The organism is Pseudoalteromonas sp. HM-SA03 (assembly GCF_002289345.1).
Lineage (GTDB): Bacteria > Pseudomonadota > Gammaproteobacteria > Enterobacterales > Alteromonadaceae > Pseudoalteromonas.
The window spans coordinates 13840-32411 of sequence record NZ_NSDG01000108.1 but is presented as its reverse complement, the minus strand read 5'-3'; the positions used below and the strand labels follow the sequence as shown (position 1 = coordinate 32411).

Sequence of the window (18572 nt, the reverse complement as noted above, 5' to 3'; positions counted from 1 at the left end):
GGTAAAAGTGTTTTGCAATATCTTTATACCGTACTCTCCCGTTAAGGGGGAGGAGTCCATACATCTCCCACGCAATGAGCCAGCTCCCACAAAATAAACTCGTTCTCACAACTCTCTCATACAAAATAACCCATCGCGCTACGCTTGCTTCTTTTATCAAAGCTTGGCTACCATCTCTCTACATCAACTAAAAAAACTCAAAAATGAATCCTTTACTACGTGCTGTATGCGCCTCCTTTGCTGCTTGCATGGCGTCGATCGCCTCAGCAAAAGCAGTTTACCCAGATGTACCAGAGCAGATTAATCCATCTGCCAAATATGTTTTTTACTCTCATGGTTATATCGTTGAAGGTGATAATGAAACGCCTATTCATAAGCGCTGGGGTAAATATGACTTTCCAGCCATCAAACAAGCTTTAAGTGATGATGCCTATACGCTAATTGCTGAGCACCGACCTAAAGGCGTCGCACCAGAAACATACACAAAAACCCTAGTTAGCAAGGTCCGCAAATTACTGGATGTGGGCGTCAGCGCCAGCAACATTACACTCGTGGGGTTTTCTCGCGGTGGAGCGTTAACGATAATGGCAAGTGATGCATTAAAAAATGATGCCATTCACTACGTGGTACTAGCAGGCTGCGCTGGGCTTATCAAAAGTAAAACCGAGGTTCAGCTCTACGGCAAGGTGTTGTCCGTTTACGAAACCTCAGATCAAGTGGGTTCTTGCGATTTTGTGAAAGCACGCTCTGCAAACCTCAAAAGCTTTACCGAGTTTTCTATTTCAACCGGTAAGGAACACGGCGCTTTTTATCTCCCGAGAGACGAGTGGTTAAAGCCAGTTAAAAGCTGGATTTTAAAACACTAAACCATTAGCACGTCGCTATAACAATGACGCGCCGTGCTAAGCCTTCCTTCAGAACCTATCTACACACAAAATTCCTATTTTGAAAACAATATTCTGTTTACTTATTGCACTTTTAAAATTGCTCTCTATAATTGAACCTCATTCGAATATCATTCGAATGAGGTTCAAACTCTAAGGAGAAACGATGGCACCGGCACCTAAATATGATAAAGAAACCCAGCAACGCATGATTTTAAACGCTGCGGAACAATGCATTAATGAGTCTTCGGTCACTGACTTTACAATGGCAAAAGTCTCTTTGCTTGCAGGATTGTCTATGGGCTCAATCTATAAATTTGTGCAGACTAAAGAAGACCTAGTAATGGCGCTGGCCTACGAGTCTTTTACCCATACATCCAGTGTTTTTAAGCAAGTGTTATCCTTACCACTTAGCACGCCAGAACGCATGCTCGCGGTGTGTCTTATCTCGCCACAAAAGCTAAAACGCTTCTCTTTTGATTATGAATTACAGTCCTACTCTACCAATGAGGCGGTGATCAAAAGGGCTTCTGAGTTTTGGACCAATAAAATTATCGAATCCTGTGGTGGTTGTGAAAACGTGTTTAAACAAGCGCTTATTGATGGCATTGAAGCAGGTGAGTTGCAAGCTACGCCAGATCTACACGAGATGATAGAAGAAATTATCATCACCGGATGGGCGCTTACCGTAGGATATGAGCAAGTACTGCGCTTGCAACAAACTAAACAAATTGTTGAGGGCACAGCTTCACTGCTTACACCACTTGAGCTTAATGATCCTGTTATTCGCAGCGCAGTGAGGCTACTTAACAGTTATCCATGGCAACAACCTATCACTCAAGATTCTCTGGTACGCATAGAGAAAGAATTGCAAGCGCTCAAGCTTCGTTAACTTAAGGAAATCACAATGAACATCAAACGTTGGCTTATTGCCGTTGTCATCATTCTCATCGTTATTACCAGCCTTGGTTTTGTGAAGTTTACACAGATCCAAGCGGCAATTGCCTTTGGGGAGTCTTTTCCGGAGCCTTCGGCTTCGGTAAAAAGTACTTATGTATCAACAACTGAGCATATTAAATCGGTTAAGGTTGTGGGTCAGCTCCATGCCAAGCACACCGTCACCATTAGTAACGAGTATCCCGGCCTTATCACTTACGTCGGTTTCCAGCCCGGTGAACAAGTGGAAGCGAACCAAATATTGTTGCGCTTAGATAGCAGCATTGATGAGGCAAATCTATTAGCGGCTAAAGCTCGAGTAAAGCTTGCTAAATCAACCTATCAACGGGTTGCCAAATTACTAGAACAAAAGCGGATCAGCCCAGATGAGGTGGACAAAGCCGAAGCCGAGGTGGCAATTAATCAGGCAGACGTAAAACGACTAACCACATTAATCGAGAAAAAAACCATTCGTGCACCTTACCCGGGTCAAACGGGGTTAGAACAATATCAGGTTGGTCAATTACTTGATGCCAATAGCGAAATCACTTTCTTGGTTGGGTTAGACGACAGCATTTGGGTAGATTTCAAAATTCCACAAACCTTACCACAACCTAATATAGGCGAAGACGTTAGCGTGGCAATTTCTAATGCCAGCGGCCAAAAGCCAGCTCGCGTATCAGCCAAAATGCCAATGGTCGATGTCGCATCGCGTCAACAAAGTTATCGTGCTGAGCTACAAAACAGCAATGGCACACTCAGCCACAATCAAATGGTGTTAGTCAATGTACCAACCGAGATTGTGAACGCCGCAGTTGTGCCAACCAATGCAATTACGCGCAATCACTTTGGCGAGTTTGTTTATGTACTTGAAAAGGACGACAGCCAAAACTGGCGAGCAAAACCAGTAAAAATTACTTTAGGCGATAAGGTAAACGATCAGCAACTTGTACTATCTGGCCTGCGTGGTGGTGAATTTATTGCTGCTGAAGGCGCATTTAAGCTACAAGAAAACTTATTGGTTTATACCGATCAGGTTGCCGCTGTTGATGGCAATAACGGAGGCCAGTAATGAGCGCATTACACGAAAATAAGCCGTCTATCATGGATATTTTTGTTAACCGGCCGGTACTGGCGATCGTGGTGTCATTGCTTATTGTGCTAGCGGGTTTTAATGCCGCCCGAGATATATCGGTGCAGCAATATCCAAAAATAGAAAGTGCCTCACTGGTGATCAACACTGTCTATACGGGCGCTGCCGCAGACGTCGTTAAAGGCTATGTTACCGAGCCAATCGAGCGAGTGGCCTCTACTGTTCCTGGCGTCGACTATGTAGACTCGATAACTACCTCGGGACTTAGCAAAGTTACCGCTTGGCTTGAACTTAATCATAGTACCACCGATGCCTTGGCTGAGCTGACCACCCGATTAAACCAGATCAAGTTTGAGTTACCCAGCGGAGCGGAAGATCCAGCCATTCAAATCGTACGTGCCGATAGTCCGTATGCGGTATTCTATCTCGATGTGGAATCTCAAGGTCTGCCACGTAACAACGTGAGCGATTATTTGATCAGAAATGTTGTCCCTTCCATGTCTGATATTCCCGGTGTACAAAAAGTGACGCTGGAAGGTGGCCGCGATCCAGCAATGCGAATTTGGCTCGATACCGAAAAACTCGCTATCTATGGCGTAAGTGCCAGCGATGTATTTGCCGCGCTACAAGCAAACAACACCATTGCCACCTTAGGTTACAGTGAAAATAACAGACAACGCATCGACCTGATGGCCAATACCTCGTTAAAAACGGTAGCCGATTTTAACAACCTAGTGGTAAAAGAAATCGATGGCACGCAACTCAAGCTCGGTAACATCGCCACGGTAGAACTCGGTGAAGCCGAGGGCATGGTAACCGCACGCCTTGATGACCACGATACCGTATTCTTAGCGGTGTGGGCATTACCAGGTGCCAATGAAATCGATATTGGTGACGCGCTGTATAAAAAAATTGATGAGATAAATACCATCTTACCCGACGGCATGCATCTAAGAATTGGCTACGATGGCACGCTTTATATGCGTGATTCCATAAAAGAAATTTTCACCACGCTTGGGGAAACCGTCCTACTCGTGGGAATTGTTGTACTCGCCATGATGGGCTCGTTTAGAACCGCCATGGTGCCGCTGGTGACTATTCCTATCTCTATTTTAGGCGCAATCGCGGTGATCTCAGCAATGGGCTTTTCGCTCAACTTACTGACTATTTTGGCTATCGTGCTTTCTGTTGGTTTAGTAGTGGATGATGCCATCGTGGTGGTTGAAAACGTTGCGCGTCATATGCGCGAAGGCAAACCCAGATTACAAGCCGCGCTTATCAGTTCACGTCAATTACTCGTCCCAATAATTGCCATGACGCTGACCCTTGCTGCGGTCTACGCGCCAATCGGATTTTTAACAGGTTTAACGGGGTTCTTATTCCGAGAGTTCGCATTCACCTTAGCCATTGCGGTATTAATTTCTGGACTGGTTGCTATTACCTTATCGCCCATTATGAGTGCTTACGTTAATCCCGAAGGCGGTAAAGAAGGTAAATTAACGCAAAAGGTCAATGGCTATTTTGATCGATTACAAGCGTTCTACTTTCGTGCACTCGATACCTTGTTTAAGTGGCGTCCACAGGTCTTTTTTGTCGCTATCGTGTTCTCTTTATTGTCGGTGCCGTTTTACCTGTTATCACAAAAAGAGCTTGCCCCTATCGAAGATCAAAGCAGTATCCAAGTCGTAGTGGAAGCTCCACCTGAATCTTCTCAAGCTTATACTTCAGCGAAAATGAATGACACAGCCGAGGTCATGAACGCCACTGAAGGCGCTGAGTTTACTTGGCAGATTATTACGGCGGCGGCGGGTTTTGGTGGTGTAGATCTTGCGCCATTTAATGAGCGAGAAAACTCAGTACACGACTTGCTATACGATCTATACGGCCGGTTAGGCAGCGTGACTGGGCTAAGTTTATTCCCTATTCTACCAGCATCGCTTCCTACCGCAGGACAGTTTGACGTTGAAGTAGTATTCCGTGCCAGTGACGACCCAACCGCGATGAAGCAGTACGCCGATGAGATTATTCAACGCGCCACCGCCAGAGGCAGCTTTATGTTCGTCAATACCGACCTAAAAATCGACCTGCCGCAAGCCGAGCTTGAAATCGACCGGGAGCTAGTTGCTGACTTAGGTCTAAACTTGTCGTCGGTGAACGAGCAACTTAGCATTTATATGTCGAATAATTTTGCCAATTACTTCAACAAAGAAGGCAAAGCCTACCGCGTCATTCCCATTGTCGGCGATGGCGAAAGGTACAATCCTGAGAATATTCTTAATATGCAAGTAAGAACGGATGCTGGCGATCTTATTCCGATTTCAGCATTTGCTACCTTGCGCACCTTTACAAGCCCTAGAGTGCTTGGCTCATTCAATCAGCAAAACTCGTTTAGAATATTGGCAGGCACACTGCCACACATTACCAAAGAGCAAGCGCTCACACAGGTAGAGGAAATTGCAGCAGAGGTCTTACCGAGCCATTACTCCATTGACTACGCAGGTGAATCAAGACAGCTAAGAAAAGAAGGTAACACCATGGTTGGCGTACTTTTGTTTGCCATGATAGTGGTGTTTTTCTTACTGACTATCCAGTTCAACAGCTTTAGAGATCCGCTCGTAGTACTACTCGGCTGCGCACCGCTGGCACTCGCAGGTGCATTGATGCTACCGTTTTTATCACTCACGACAGTCAACATTTACAGTCAAATCGGCCTAATTACGCTTATCGGTTTAATAGCCAAAAATGGCATCTTGATTGTTGAATTTGCGAACCATTTACAGCTTGAAGGCAAATCGAAATTTGAAGCGGTAAAAGGGGCTGCGGCCACACGACTGAGACCTATACTGATGACTACAGGTGCAACCGTGCTTGGTCATTTCCCGTTGGTCTTGGTAACCGGCGCAGGCGCAGAAGCGCGCAACAGCATAGGTATTATCTTAGTCGCAGGCATGCTCATCGGTACTTTCTTCACTTTGATTGTCTTACCGCTACTTTATGAAAAGCTAGCCAGCGATCACCGTGGCGAAGCCGAAACCATTGAAACCCACCCTGAAGCGCAATTGGTAGGCAAAGTCAGTATGACGTGATAACTGGCTAACAACCAAAAGGACACTAAGTGCCATGCTTAGCGTCCTTTTTAATTGGTAAAACCTTTCTTTTGATAAGCTACAATTTATTTCAATCTATAGCCGCTTTTGAGCGTGATTTGGGCTAACAAACCTGTCCGCATGCCCAGCCGGAGCTCCATGCATATTGGAAGTTATAGCCCCCGAGCCATCCGGTGACATCGGTTACTTCGCCGATAAAGTACAGGCCTTTTTGTTTTTTTGCTTCGAAAGTTTTTGAGCTTAATTCATCGGTATCCACACCACCTAACGTAACCTCTGCGGTGCGATAACCCTCTGTGCCATTTGGTTTTATTTTCCAGCTAGTAAGGGTTTCGGTGAGTTTTTCAATCTCAGTGTGGCTGAGTTGGTTGGCGTTTTTATCTGGGATGCTGCCGTCGCTGATTAGGGCTTCAATAAAGCGCTTTGGTAAGATGCTCGAAAGCAAGTTCTTCAGGCTCTTTTGCCCTTGCTCACTGCGCCAGTCATGAAGTTGTGCTTGCACATCTAAGTCAGGTAGTAAATTGATGCTAACAAACTCACCTGCTTTCCAAAATGAGCTGATCTGCAAAATTGCGGGGCCAGATAAGCCTCTGTGGGTAAAGAGAATATTTTCTCTAAATTGGATACCGCTTTCGCTGGTCACTAGGCTATCTACGCTAATACCAGACAAACCATCAAAGCGTGCTTTGTCGTGATCATGAAGTGTAAATGGCACAAGCGCTGCCGTGGTTGGTAACACAGTTAAACCGAATTGCTCCGCTATTTTGTAGCCGATTGGCGTGGCGCCAAGTTTTGGCATGGTTAAGCCACCAGCGGCGATCACCACAGACTCACAGTTAAAGGTTTGAGTTGTGGTTTTGACTAAGTAGCGACCATCAGCTTGATGTTCAACCGCAAGGACTTCTTGACGTAAGTGAAGTGACACGCCCGCCCAGTCACATTCGGTAAGAAGAATGTCGACAATATCTTGCGCGCTATTGTCACAAAACAACTGCCCAAGTGTTTTGTGGTGATAAGCAAGGCCATGGCGGTCTACCAATTCAATAAAGTCATGTTGGGTATAGCGACTCAAGCACGACTTTATAAAGTGTGGATTTTTACATAGATAGTTAGCAGGTGAAGCATTTTCGTTGGTAAAATTACAGCGACCACCGCCACTGATCAAAATTTTACGACCAGGCTTTTTTCCCATGTCAACCACTGCAACTTGTCGCCCTCGGTATCCAGCCTGTGCAGCACACATCAATCCAGCAGCACCTGCGCCGATAACGACTACCTCTATTTGTTGCATAAACTCACTCAACTTTTTATCTAAGATTTCTACACTTACCGTTTTGCCAACAGTTTAGCTTTAAGCGGCAAAATCGCGACCAAGCGAAAATTATACCTAGATTCTTTATCTAATCACAGCGACGAATAGAAGAAGCAACTCGCATACCTTTCAAACACTTGTAAACATTATGTCAGCGCTATCATTTCTCAAACCTTCAAAAACAAGAAAATACAACTAGAACAACAAAACAAACCCACCATTTAATACTAAGTAAGTCTGTACTCTACTGGCTATAAATACTTCAAAAAGTTAAAAACACCATTTTGTTTACAGCCATTTACAATGTAGATGAAATTTATTCACACCATCACAAAAATTAAGAATATTGATTAATAACAATACCATAAGAATTTTTTATAGCCATTTATCCGTCCACATATAACTAAAAAATTAGTGCAAATAACAAAACAGCGCTTTCTTTTTCTTAACTAGGAGTTTACTTTCACTGACCATCAGCTTTTTATTAACAGCTGAACAACAAGTTAGAAACTAGGGAAACATTATGACAATCAATAAAAACTTTAAGCGCGCTGCACTAAGCGTCGCAGTGAGTACACTATTTACTGCAACAACAGTTACGGCCGCACCAGCACAATCAATCGGCCAAGATGTAGCACTTGCAGCAACAGCACAAAAACTATCATCACAAAGTACGCTTGGTACACAGTTCATCATCAAGTACAAAGATGCTAGTTCACAAATGATTAGCCTTTCAGCTGCGGATCTTGCTCCAGCAAAAATGCAACAGCGTGCAGAAAGCTTTGTACAAGGCTTTAAGAGCAGCAAAGCGAGTGCTCGCGCTAAGTACGTACGCCCAATGGCACTTAGCAATCACCACGTTATGCGTGCTGACAAAAAGCTTTCAGCAAAAGAAGCACAGGCGTTCATGAATGAAGTGATGGCTTCTGGTAATGTTGAATACATCGAAATTGACCAAATGTTAAAGCCATTCGCAACGCCTAACGATCCGCGTTATAACGATCAATGGCATTACTACGAAGCTGCTGCTGGTATTAATGCCCCAGCTGCGTGGGACAAAGCAACAGGTCAAGGTGTGGTAGTTGCGGTACTAGATACAGGTTATCGCCCACATTTAGACTTAGATGCCAACATTCTGCCTGGCTATGACATGATCTCTAATACCTTTGTTGCTAACGATGGTGGCGCACGTGACAACGATGCTCGTGACCCTGGTGATGCAGTCACTCGCGGTGAATGTGGAACTGACTCTTCAGGTCAACCTGTGCCACGCGCAGATCAAGACTCAAGCTGGCATGGTACGCACGTAGCGGGTACCGTTGCTGCTGTAACAAATAATGGTGAAGGTGTAGCTGGTGTTGCTTACGACGCTAAAGTAGTACCTGTACGTGTTCTTGGTAAATGTGGTGGTTTAACTTCTGACATCGCTGATGGCATCATTTGGGCATCTGGCGGCTCGGTATCTGGTGTGCCTGCAAATGCGAACCCTGCTGATGTTATCAACATGAGTTTAGGTGGTGGCGGTGCATGTAGCGCAACCACACAAAATGCAATCAACCAAGCACGTAACAACGGTACAGTCATTGTTATTGCGGCAGGTAACGACAACGATAACTCAGCAAACTACAACCCAGGTAACTGTAATGGCGTAGTAAACGTAGCATCTGTAGGTCGTGATGGTAGCCGAGCTTATTACTCAAACTATGGTGCAAATATCGACGTTGCCGCTCCGGGTGGCGCACAAAGTTTTGCGAATGATCCTGAAGGTATCCTATCTACCCATAACTCAGGCTCTGGTGCTCCTTCAAATGATAGCTACCACTACTCACAAGGTACGTCTATGGCTGCACCTCACGTTGCTGGTGTTGCTGCGCTAATCAAGCAAGCAAAACCATCTGCTACGCCTGACGAAGTAGAAACTATCTTGAAAGACACTACACGTAGCTTCGCGGGTAGCTGTTCAAACTGTGGTACAGGTGTTGTTGATGCAGCCGCTGCGGTAAATGAAGCTTTAGGCGATGTTGTCACGCCACCTACAGGTAATACACTTGAAGATGGCGTAGCAAAAACGGGCCTAAGCGGCGCGGCAGGCAGCAATCAATTTTTCACTTTTGATGTACCTGCTGGAAAAACCAATGTGACCTTCACAATGAGTGGTGGAACAGGTGATGCTGACCTTTATGTAAAACTTGGCAGTCAACCAACTTCAAGCAGTTATGATTGTCGTCCTTATGAAGGCGGTAATGCCGAAGTTTGTAGCTTTGACGCACCTCAAGCTGGTACATACCATGTAATGATTAACGGTTATAAAGCTTATTCAGGCATAAGCTTAGTTGCTGCAACTTCGGGCTCTAGCACTGGTGGTCCACAAGCGGGTGGCGGTACAATTGAAGATATTTCAGCTTCAAGCGGTCAGTGGGTTCACTACACAATCGAAGTACCTGAAGGTATGAGCGACTTTACCGTGAAAACATTTGGTGGCTCAGGTGACGCTGACTTGTTTGTAAAGTTTGGCTCACAGCCTACAACAAACAGCTATGATTGTCGTCCATATGAAAGTGGTAATACAGAGACTTGTGTAATCACTAATCCACAAGCGGGTACATGGCACCTAAGCATTAACGCTTACCGTACGTTCTCGGGTCTAACGTTAGACGCACAGTACAAGCCATAAGCAAAATTTAGTAGGCTCTTAATTGAGTCTTCTTTCCCCCAACGTGAGGCCGCATTTGCGGCCTTTTTTAATTATTTCGAGTTTAGTTTGTGGGAACGAGTTTACCTTGCGAGATTTTAACTGCTCGCCGCGTAAAGCGGCTCCTACCAGAGTGGCTCATGTTATGGGAGCGAGTTCACCTCGCGATCTTTTAACTGCTCGCCGCGTAAAGCGGCTCCTACCAAAGTGGCTCATGTTATGGGAGCGAGTTCACCTCGCGATCTTTTAACCGCTCGTCGCGTAAAGCGGCTCCTACCGAGGTATTCACCCCGTAGGAGCGAGTTCACCTCGCGATCTTTTAACCGCTCGCCGCGTAAAGCGGCTCCTACCAGAGTGGCTCATGTTATGGGAGCGAGTTCACCTCGCGAGCTTTTAACTGCTCGCCGCATAAAGCGCCTCCGACCACAGTGTTCACCCCGTAGGAGCGAGTTCACCTCGCGATCTTTTAACTGCTCGCCGCGTAAAGCGGCTCCTACCAGAGTGGCTCATGTTATGGGAGCGAGTTCACCTCGCGATCTTTTAACCGCTCGCCGCGTAAAGCGGCTCCTACCAGAGTGGCTCATGTTATGGGAGCGAGTTTACCTCGCGAGCTTTTAACTGCTCGCCGCGTGAAGCAGCTCCTACGTTTTGGCTTATGCTGTCGAGATAAATCTCGACCTACAGCATAATCGTTATTACCGCAGGCCTAAGGTGCTTCTAATCTCCCGCATTTTCTCTTTAAGGCTTTGCTGGATTTGTTGCACTTGCTCATGTGAGCTATTAACCTGACCTTTCATGCTGTCCATGGCGTGGCCAAAGGTATCTAGTAAATCTGATTGCTGATTGGCAAGATCCATTGCATGGGCGGCAACTTGGTTGGCGCTCTGTGCGCTCTCTGCCACACCTTCGGAATTGCGTTTCAACTCTTGTGCATGGCCTGTTTGCTGCTGTGCCTCATCAGCCAAAGCCGAGATTTGTGTCGATACTTTGTTTGAATTATCACTCAAAACATTTAATTGTTGGTGGATATCAGTCAGTGAGGCTTGTGTTTGCTGTGCAAGCTTTCGTACTTCATCCGCAACGACCGCAAACCCGCGGCCATGCTCTCCTGCGCGCGCCGACTCAATCGCCGCATTCAGTGCGAGTAGGTTCGTTTGTTCTGCGATGGAGCTGATCATATCAATCACTTTACTCACATCTGAAACACCATTAAGTAATTCATTTAAGCTCTCTAATCCCTGCTCTACCCGCTTTTGCGTGGTAGATGAAGCGCTCAACATAGCATCCGCATAGGACACACTTTGTGTCATTGCTTCAAAGGTGTTGTTAGCATTGTCGGCAACTTGCGCGTTAATTTGATTGGCATCCGTCCCAAGCGCTCTGAGCGAGTCAAGCTGTGCTTGGTTTTGCTCCACCTGCTCAAACGTGTCTCCAGCTTGTGCAGAGATCTGCGCCAAGTTAGTGTTCATTTCCTCCATAAAGGTATTGATCACACTCAGCATTTCTGAGCGTTCGTCTGCTTCTGCTCGCTGCCTATCGATTAACTGATTAAAGTAACTCGCAATTTCGCCAATTTCGGTGTCTTGGTTTTTACTTTCAATATTACGTAATTCATTGCTTTCGATAAGCTGAGCGAAGCCATCGCGTAGTTGTCTTAGCGGAGTTAATACTTGATTGAACTGCACAAAATACACACCACCCGCAAGGAGTACGAGTAGCCCAATAGCCACACCAAACAGCATAAACACATTGGTTTTTACGTCAGCCTGCTCTGTTTTTAAGTTGGTTTCTGCTTGTAGGATATTCTCTGAGATTACTTTAATATCACCTCGCAGTGCTAGCATGCCAGCTTGGCGTTGTTTCGACTGCTGTAAGGTATTTTCTAAGTCGCGGGCATAACGTTTAGGCCAGCTCACAAGCTCCGCTTTTATTTCTAGCGCTAAATCTTCGGCTTCGGCACCTAAAAATAGCTCGTCTTCGTCTACCTCACTCATTACCCCTAAGTTTTCGAGTCGGTCTATTCGCGCGGCAATATCCTGCAACCGGCTTAAGCTCGACATCAAACTCTGCTCGGTCTGCTGTTCGTAAGCCATAACTAATTGGTAAGTATATAAGCTCAAATTCGAGACTTCGCTAAAATAGTCTGAAGCAAGATTAAAGTAGGATTCTTTAGTGGCACTATCTTGTGCTTTAATTGCATACTTGACGAGGCTCGATGCTGAACCTGACATTTGCCTAAGCGCATTATCCAACAACGCAAGTTCATTACCTGAAAGCTTGCCGAGTGCTCGGTATTTGCCTGCAATATCTTGTTGTAGTTGTGTGAGTTTGGTTTTTAGTTGCTCAGCAAGTGCTGGTGGTAGCTGTTCCACACTTTGCTGTAATGCTTTGATTTGTTCATCGGCCTTATTTAAATACTGGCTATCGCCCGCACTCAAGTAATCTTCTACTGTACCCTCAAGCTCGATGATCACCGCATTTTTAACTTGATTGTAAGCGGCGTCTTGCACATCAAGTTCTGTTAATACTTGGCTCGCCCAAAACAGACTCGCCCCAAGTAGGATACTCGCTGTCGTCAATAATATTGCCAATAACCGAGTAAATGTAGACACGCGCATAGAATCACAACCCCTTTATCAAAATGCTCCGCAAGAGTATTAAGGATTTATGACAACTTGATTAAATCTGGTTACCTTTTCTGTGCAATAGTACAAAACCATACTTTTTACGTATATCCATCTAGATATCTACTGCACAAAATTAAATCAGGTATAGTGGTGTGCTATTTCATCGCGGCATTAACATAAACGTCAAAGCGGTTTTTCTTGGTTTTTATTTGCATACTTGGCGTTTTATCATTTAAAAAGCCAGCATAGTCTGGACGTTTTACCACCACCCTTTTTGTGGCTAACTGCAAAGCAAAAGGCAAAAGTGCGTCGGCATCCAAATCATTGCCAACTAAGTCTTGAAATACCCGCATTTCTTTTTTTACTTGCGCTGACTTTTCACGATGCGGAAACATAGGATCAAGATACACTACATCTGGACGCCAACCCGCTTGCTCTAGCAAGTCATGGCTGGATCCAAACTCCAGCCGCATAGTTGACTGTACCCATTCGCCAATTTCAGCATCTTGATAAGCGCGTTGCAAGCCATCATATAACAACGCTGCGACTACCGGGTTACGCTCGTGTAGCACAACTTTGCAACCCATAGAGGCAAGCACAAAGGCATCGCGTCCAAGTCCAGCTGTCGCATCCAACACCGTAGGCACAGCACCTTTATTTAAGCCCACCGCTTTTGCAATTGCTTGCCCTTTACCACCACCAAATTTGCGTCGATGAGCAACTGCGCCAGTCACAAAGTCAACTCGGATAGCACCGAGCTTTGGCTCATCTTTTTTGAATAATTGTAGGCCTAGCTCATCATAAACCAATTGAAACTCCGCCTCGTTAATAGTAAGGGCGGATAAATTAAACAGCTTAGTTAGCGTATTTAGGTAGGATCTGTTTTCTTCAAAAGGGGTGTGAATATGCAAGCTAAGCTCCCAAGGGTTACCAACCGTGGCAGTATACCCCTTTCCCTTTCTAGTGTCTTTGATTATCCAGTGGCTTAAAACAGTTCAATATCAGCCTGCGACGCCACTTCATCCTCACCCCAAGGTTTCGCTATTTTGTTTAAACTCTCTATAAGCTGCTGACGTACCTCAGTCACCTCACCTAACTTATATTTAATTATGGTTAGCTCATCGCTTAAATAAGTGAAATGCTCATAGAGTTCTTGCAACTGCTCTCTTTCACTTGAGGCTAAAACTGCAAGCTTGTCGCTTTCCAGCACAGCCTGAAACTCTGCAACTTTACCGCTGTAATGATCGCCAACGCCGCTTAAATGATCGCTCAGCTCAGCAAATACTTGCCCGATATGTTCCACTTTATTGAGCGCATCTTCACTGACTTCCATATCTTTAATTTTGGCATCAGTGGCTTCCAGTATGTGCGGAAACAAATCTTTATAACGACCATAAACCGCAACATCATCTACTGGCATATTCTTAATCAGCAAAGAAACTTTAGGGTAATTAATAATAGTCCTGCGCCCAAAATCAACGAAGCGGCTACCATCTTTGTGCTTCTCAAATAGCTCTTGCTCTATTGGTTGAATCGCTCCCTCGCTGGAGTAAAACATCGCATCTTGGTGATACCAAAAAGCCACCGCAACATCGAGCTCCATCGGCATAAAAAACTCTAAAAAATGAGTGCTCAAAGTATTGAGATCATGTGCATGATACGATTGCCCTACGTAGCGCATTATACGGCCCATATCACCAGAGTCGGTCATGGCGATTTCAGCTGTAATTTGGGCGCGCTGTACGTCTTGTTTGAGCTGTGAGGAAGTTTTTCTATAGTCATCAAGAACATTAATACGCGCTAATAACTCTCCGGCGTTAAAAGGTTTGACTATATAGTCTGCGGCACCGGCGTTATAGCCCCGCATCCGCTCTGAAATATCAGCACGAGAAGACAAAAACATAACCGGGATCTCAGTGGTGTCCTCTAGTTTTTTGAGTTGCTCACATACCTCAAAGCCCGACAGCCCGGGCATCTCGACATCGAGCAAAATAATATCTGGACGATATTTTTTAGCCAACCGTAAGCCTTCCTCACCATTTTTCGCATGTAATATTTTGCAAGTGCGCGATAGCGCCTCGTCAACAATGTGATGGACGAGTTTGTCATCATCAATGGCAAGAACCAGTTTCATCATGTGGCTTTCCCTATTAATTCATATCTTTATAGAATAGTCAGAGATATTGAATTTGCTAACAAAAAGCCACACTTTCTAAGACAAAAAAAACGCCTTCAGAAGAAGGCGCTTGGAGTGGAAATATAATTAGGCGGCAATCCCGCTGTGGCGCAGCAACGCATCCACTTTTGGCTCTCGACCACGGAAGCGGGTAAACAGCACCATTGGCGCTTCCGATCCACCTTTTTCAAGAATGTGATGCATAAATTCACGCCCGGTTTGCGGGTTGAATATCCCTTCTTCTTCAAACTTAGAAAACGCATCCGCAGACAGCACTTCAGCCCACTTATAAGAATAGTAACCCGCACTATAACCACCAGCAAAAATGTGGCTAAAGCTATGCTGGAAGCGATTAAACTCAGGCGCTTTTACAACTGCGGTACGTTCACGCACCGCATTGAGCGTGGCTTGAATTTGGCAATCCGTATTTGGCTCAAAGTCTGCGTGGATATGAAAATCAAACAACGAAAACTCCAACTGACGCAGCATTTGCATGGCTGATTGGAAGTTCTTTGCCGCGAGTAACTTGTCTAACATTTCTTTTGGTAACGGTTCACCCGTTTCATAGTGCCCTGAAATGAAGTTCAGCGCTTCTTCTTCATAGCACCAGTTTTCTAAAAACTGACTTGGCAGCTCAACCGCATCCCATGCCACACCATTAATACCCGCAACTGGCGCTGCATCCACTTGCGTTAGCATGTGATGAATGCCGTGACCAAACTCATGGAATAAAGTGGTTACTTCATTATGGGTAAATAGCGCAGGTTTATTACCAACGGCTTTATTGAAGTTACACACTAAATAAGCAACAGGAGTCTGCAACTCACCATTTGCGCGTACTTTTCGGCCCATGCAGTCATCCATCCAAGCACCACCACGCTTATGTTCACGGGCATATAGGTCGAGATAGAAATGACCACGCAACTCACCTTTATCATCGTGAATAGCAAAAAAACGTACGTCTGGATGATAAATATCAACGTCTTTGACTTCACTCACACGGATCCCAAACAAACGGTTTACGGTTTCAAACAAACCGGCAAGTACCTTATGTTCAGGGAAATAAGGGCGCAGTGCTTCGTCAGAAATTGCATACTTAGCTTGTTTTAACTTTTCACCATAATATGCGTAATCCCAAGGTTTTAACTCAGTTACGCCGTGTTCTTTATTCGCATAGTCACGGAGTTCAGCCACTTCTTGCTCGGCTTGTGGTTTTGACTTAGCAGCAAGATCATTCAGAAATTTAAACACTTGCTCTGGCGTCTCAGCCATTTTGGTTGCCAGTGATTTTTCTGCAAAACTAGAAAAGCCAAGTAACTGAGCCAGCTCGTGTCTAAGCGTAAGTGCTTCATGCATAATCGCTGAGTTATCAAACTCGCCAGCATTAGGCCCTTGATCCGAAGCACGGGTTACAAACGCACGATAAGCCTCTTCACGGAGCGCTTGGCTATCTGCGTAAGTCATCACAGGAAGGTAAGAAGGAATATCTAGCGTAAATACCCAGCCCTCTAATCCTTTGGACTCGGCAGTATGAGCGGCAAGTGCCAAGGCAGACTCAGGTAGCCCAGTTAAATCAGACTCATCAGTAATATGCTTTTGCCATGCCTGAGTGGCATCCATTACATTGTTACCAAACTTTGATGCCAACTCCGACAGCCGTACCACAATTTCGCCATAGCGTTTTTGCTTCGCAGCTTCAAGCGCAATGCCAGAAAGTTGAAAATCACGCAGTGCATTATCCACCGACGTTTGCTGAGCAATCGTTAAGTTACCAAACTCAGCTGACTCTTTTACTGCTTTATAGGCTTCATATAACCCTTGATGTTGGCCACAATAAGTCGAATATTCAGAGATTAATGGCAAACACTCATCGTAAGCCTTACGCAGCGCCTCTGAATTGACCACGGAGTGCATATGCGATACCGGCGACCACATGCGGCTAAGTTTATCGTCCGCTTCTTCCAGCGGTAGTACAAAGTTGTCCCAGGTATAATTCGACTGCGCTAAAACAGTGTCGATAGTTTCACGACAGTGCGCAATGGCAGATTTTAATGCTTCAACAATATGTTCAGGCTTAATTTTCGAAAAAGGAGGCAATCCTTCTAGCCCGATTAATGGGTTACTCATGGGCACGCTCTTTATTTTCTAATCTAATATTGAGGTTGAAATAAGGGTGAATGACCGCATTTACAAGTATCTGAACAGATTTTTGCTTAATATCGGTCTTCGGTTGTGCACTTGTGCTATTTACTTAATATAAAGTAGTCGAGTTTAAAGCAGTAGGGTTTAAGCAAAACAAATAATTGGCGAGGAATTTTTATGGCTCAACATTTTGACTATATCGCAATCGGTGGCGGTAGCGGCGGGATCGCATCTGCAAACCGAGCGGCGATGCGAGGTGCCAAGGTGGCATTAATAGAAGCAAAGCACTTAGGCGGTACTTGTGTAAACGTGGGCTGCGTTCCAAAAAAAGCGATGTGGCACGGTGCTCAAGTTGCTGAAGCCATTAAACTATACGCACCAGATTATGGTTTTGATGTTGAACTAAAGAACTTCGATTGGGGTAAGCTGGTAGAAAGCCGCGAAGCCTACATTGGCCGTATTCACCAAGGTTACAACGGCTACCTAGCAAAAAATGGCGTCACCGTGATCAATGGCTTTGCTAAGTTTGTTGATAACAACACCATTGAGGTCAACGGCGAGCACTACACTGCCGATCATATCAATATTACCGTAGGTGGCCGCCCAACGATCCCTAATATTCCAGGCGCTGAGCACGGTATCGATTCAAACGGTTTCTTTGAGCTTAAAGAGCAACCTCGCCGCGTCGCGGTTGTGGGCGCGGGTTATATCGCGGTAGAGCTTGCGGGCGTATTGCACAGCTTGGGCACAGAAACCCACCTATTTGTTCGTAAGCACGCCCCACTTCGTAATTTTGATCCTATCTTGGTTGAAACCTTAACTGAGGTAATGGAAAAAGAAGGTCCAACGCTGCACACTCACGCAGTACCACAGTCAGTGACCAAAGAAGAGGATGGCTCAGTCACCTTACATCTTGAGAATGGTGAGTCTTACACCGTAGACAAACTGATCTGGGCAATTGGTCGTGAACCAATGACTGATCTTATCAACCTCGCTGCGACAGATGTAGAAACCACGCCTAGCGGCCATATTAAAGTCGACGAATGGCAAAACACCTCAGCCAAAGGTATCTACGCGCTCGGTGATATTATGGATGGTGGTATAGAGCTTACTCCGGTAGCCGTAAAAGCAGGTAGAATGCTAGCCGAGCGCCTATTCAATCCGGAATTACCAAACGCAAAAATGGATTACGATCTAGTCCCTACCGTCGTCTTTAGCCACCCACCGATTGGCACCATTGGTCTAACAGAGCCAGAAGCGGAAGAAAAGTACGGTAAAGACAACATCAAGGTCTATACCTCTACCTTTGCTGCAATGTACACCGCGGTCACTCAGCACCGCCAACCGTGTCGCATGAAACTTGTATGCGCAGGCCCGGAAGAAACCGTAGTGGGCCTACACGGCATCGGCTTTGCCGTAGATGAGATGATCCAAGGATTCGCCGTCGCTATGAAGATGGGCGCAACCAAAGCAGACTTTGACTCGGTAGTCGCGATACACCCAACCGGCTCCGAGGAGTTTGTTACTATGCGTTAACCTTATTATTTAATTCATTAGGTTTTAAAAATGAAAAACGCGAGTCGATTTCTACCTCGCGTTTTCT

The 18572-nt window shown here is 45.4% G+C and carries 11 protein-coding genes; 6 read left to right on the top strand and 5 right to left on the bottom strand.

The genetic code is table 11. The annotated features are described in order from the left end of the window. Window positions 1-248: 248 nt before the first annotated feature. The 4 genes from CKO50_RS20980 (at window position 249) to CKO50_RS20965 (ending at window position 5999) form a co-directional block, all read left to right on the top strand. Entirely contained in the window at window positions 249-866 is a 618-nt protein-coding gene (locus CKO50_RS20980) for an alpha/beta hydrolase (protein ID WP_255230818.1), read from the top strand. A 184-nt stretch (window positions 867-1050) separates the two neighbouring features. Continuing rightward, entirely contained in the window at window positions 1051-1776 is a 726-nt protein-coding gene (locus CKO50_RS20975) for a TetR/AcrR family transcriptional regulator (protein ID WP_095729745.1), read from the top strand. Window positions 1777-1791: 15 nt separating this feature from the next. After that, on the top strand, window positions 1792-2892 hold the full coding sequence (locus tag CKO50_RS20970; protein ID WP_095729744.1) for an efflux RND transporter periplasmic adaptor subunit: 1101 nt from the start codon (window positions 1792-1794) through the stop codon (window positions 2890-2892). Then, a complete protein-coding gene (locus tag CKO50_RS20965; RefSeq protein ID WP_095729743.1) occupies window positions 2892-5999 on the top strand; it encodes an efflux RND transporter permease subunit in 3108 nt (1035 codons plus the stop codon). Before CKO50_RS20970 ends, CKO50_RS20965 begins: the two co-directional genes overlap by 1 nt. 124 nt (window positions 6000-6123) lie before the next feature. Here CKO50_RS20965 and CKO50_RS20960 read toward each other — a convergent pair whose 3' ends face one another. After that, entirely contained in the window at window positions 6124-7311 is a 1188-nt protein-coding gene (locus CKO50_RS20960) for an NAD(P)/FAD-dependent oxidoreductase (protein ID WP_095729742.1), read from the bottom strand. A gap of 544 nt (window positions 7312-7855) precedes the next feature. On the opposite strand from CKO50_RS20960, the gene CKO50_RS20955 reads away from it, so the two are divergent. Next, a complete protein-coding gene (locus CKO50_RS20955; protein WP_095729741.1) occupies window positions 7856-10006 on the top strand; it encodes a S8 family peptidase in 2151 nt (716 codons plus the stop codon). Window positions 10007-10719: 713 nt separating this feature from the next. On the opposite strand, the gene CKO50_RS20950 is transcribed toward CKO50_RS20955, so the two are convergent. From CKO50_RS20950 to prlC, 4 genes are all read right to left on the bottom strand, one after another. Next, window positions 10720-12642 (bottom strand): methyl-accepting chemotaxis protein, encoded by a 1923-nt coding sequence (locus tag CKO50_RS20950; RefSeq protein ID WP_095729740.1) that lies wholly within the window; start codon window positions 12640-12642, stop codon window positions 10720-10722. A gap of 164 nt (window positions 12643-12806) precedes the next feature. Continuing rightward, window positions 12807-13505 (bottom strand): class I SAM-dependent methyltransferase, encoded by a 699-nt coding sequence (locus CKO50_RS20945; protein WP_239360799.1) that lies wholly within the window; start codon window positions 13503-13505, stop codon window positions 12807-12809. A gap of 131 nt (window positions 13506-13636) precedes the next feature. After that, window positions 13637-14788: a PleD family two-component system response regulator gene (locus CKO50_RS20940; protein ID WP_095729738.1), complete on the bottom strand. Its 1152-nt coding sequence runs from the start codon at window positions 14786-14788 to the stop codon at window positions 13637-13639. A gap of 126 nt (window positions 14789-14914) precedes the next feature. Continuing rightward, window positions 14915-16954 carry an oligopeptidase A gene (prlC, locus tag CKO50_RS20935; protein ID WP_095729737.1) on the bottom strand — a complete coding sequence of 680 codons (2040 nt, stop codon included), beginning with the start codon at window positions 16952-16954 and terminating at the stop codon, window positions 14915-14917. Window positions 16955-17146: 192 nt separating this feature from the next. Here prlC and gorA point away from each other — a divergent pair, with 192 nt between their 5' ends. Next, a complete protein-coding gene (gene gorA, locus CKO50_RS20930) occupies window positions 17147-18505 on the top strand; it encodes a glutathione-disulfide reductase (RefSeq protein WP_095729736.1) in 1359 nt (452 codons plus the stop codon). Window positions 18506-18572: the final 67 nt, after the last annotated feature.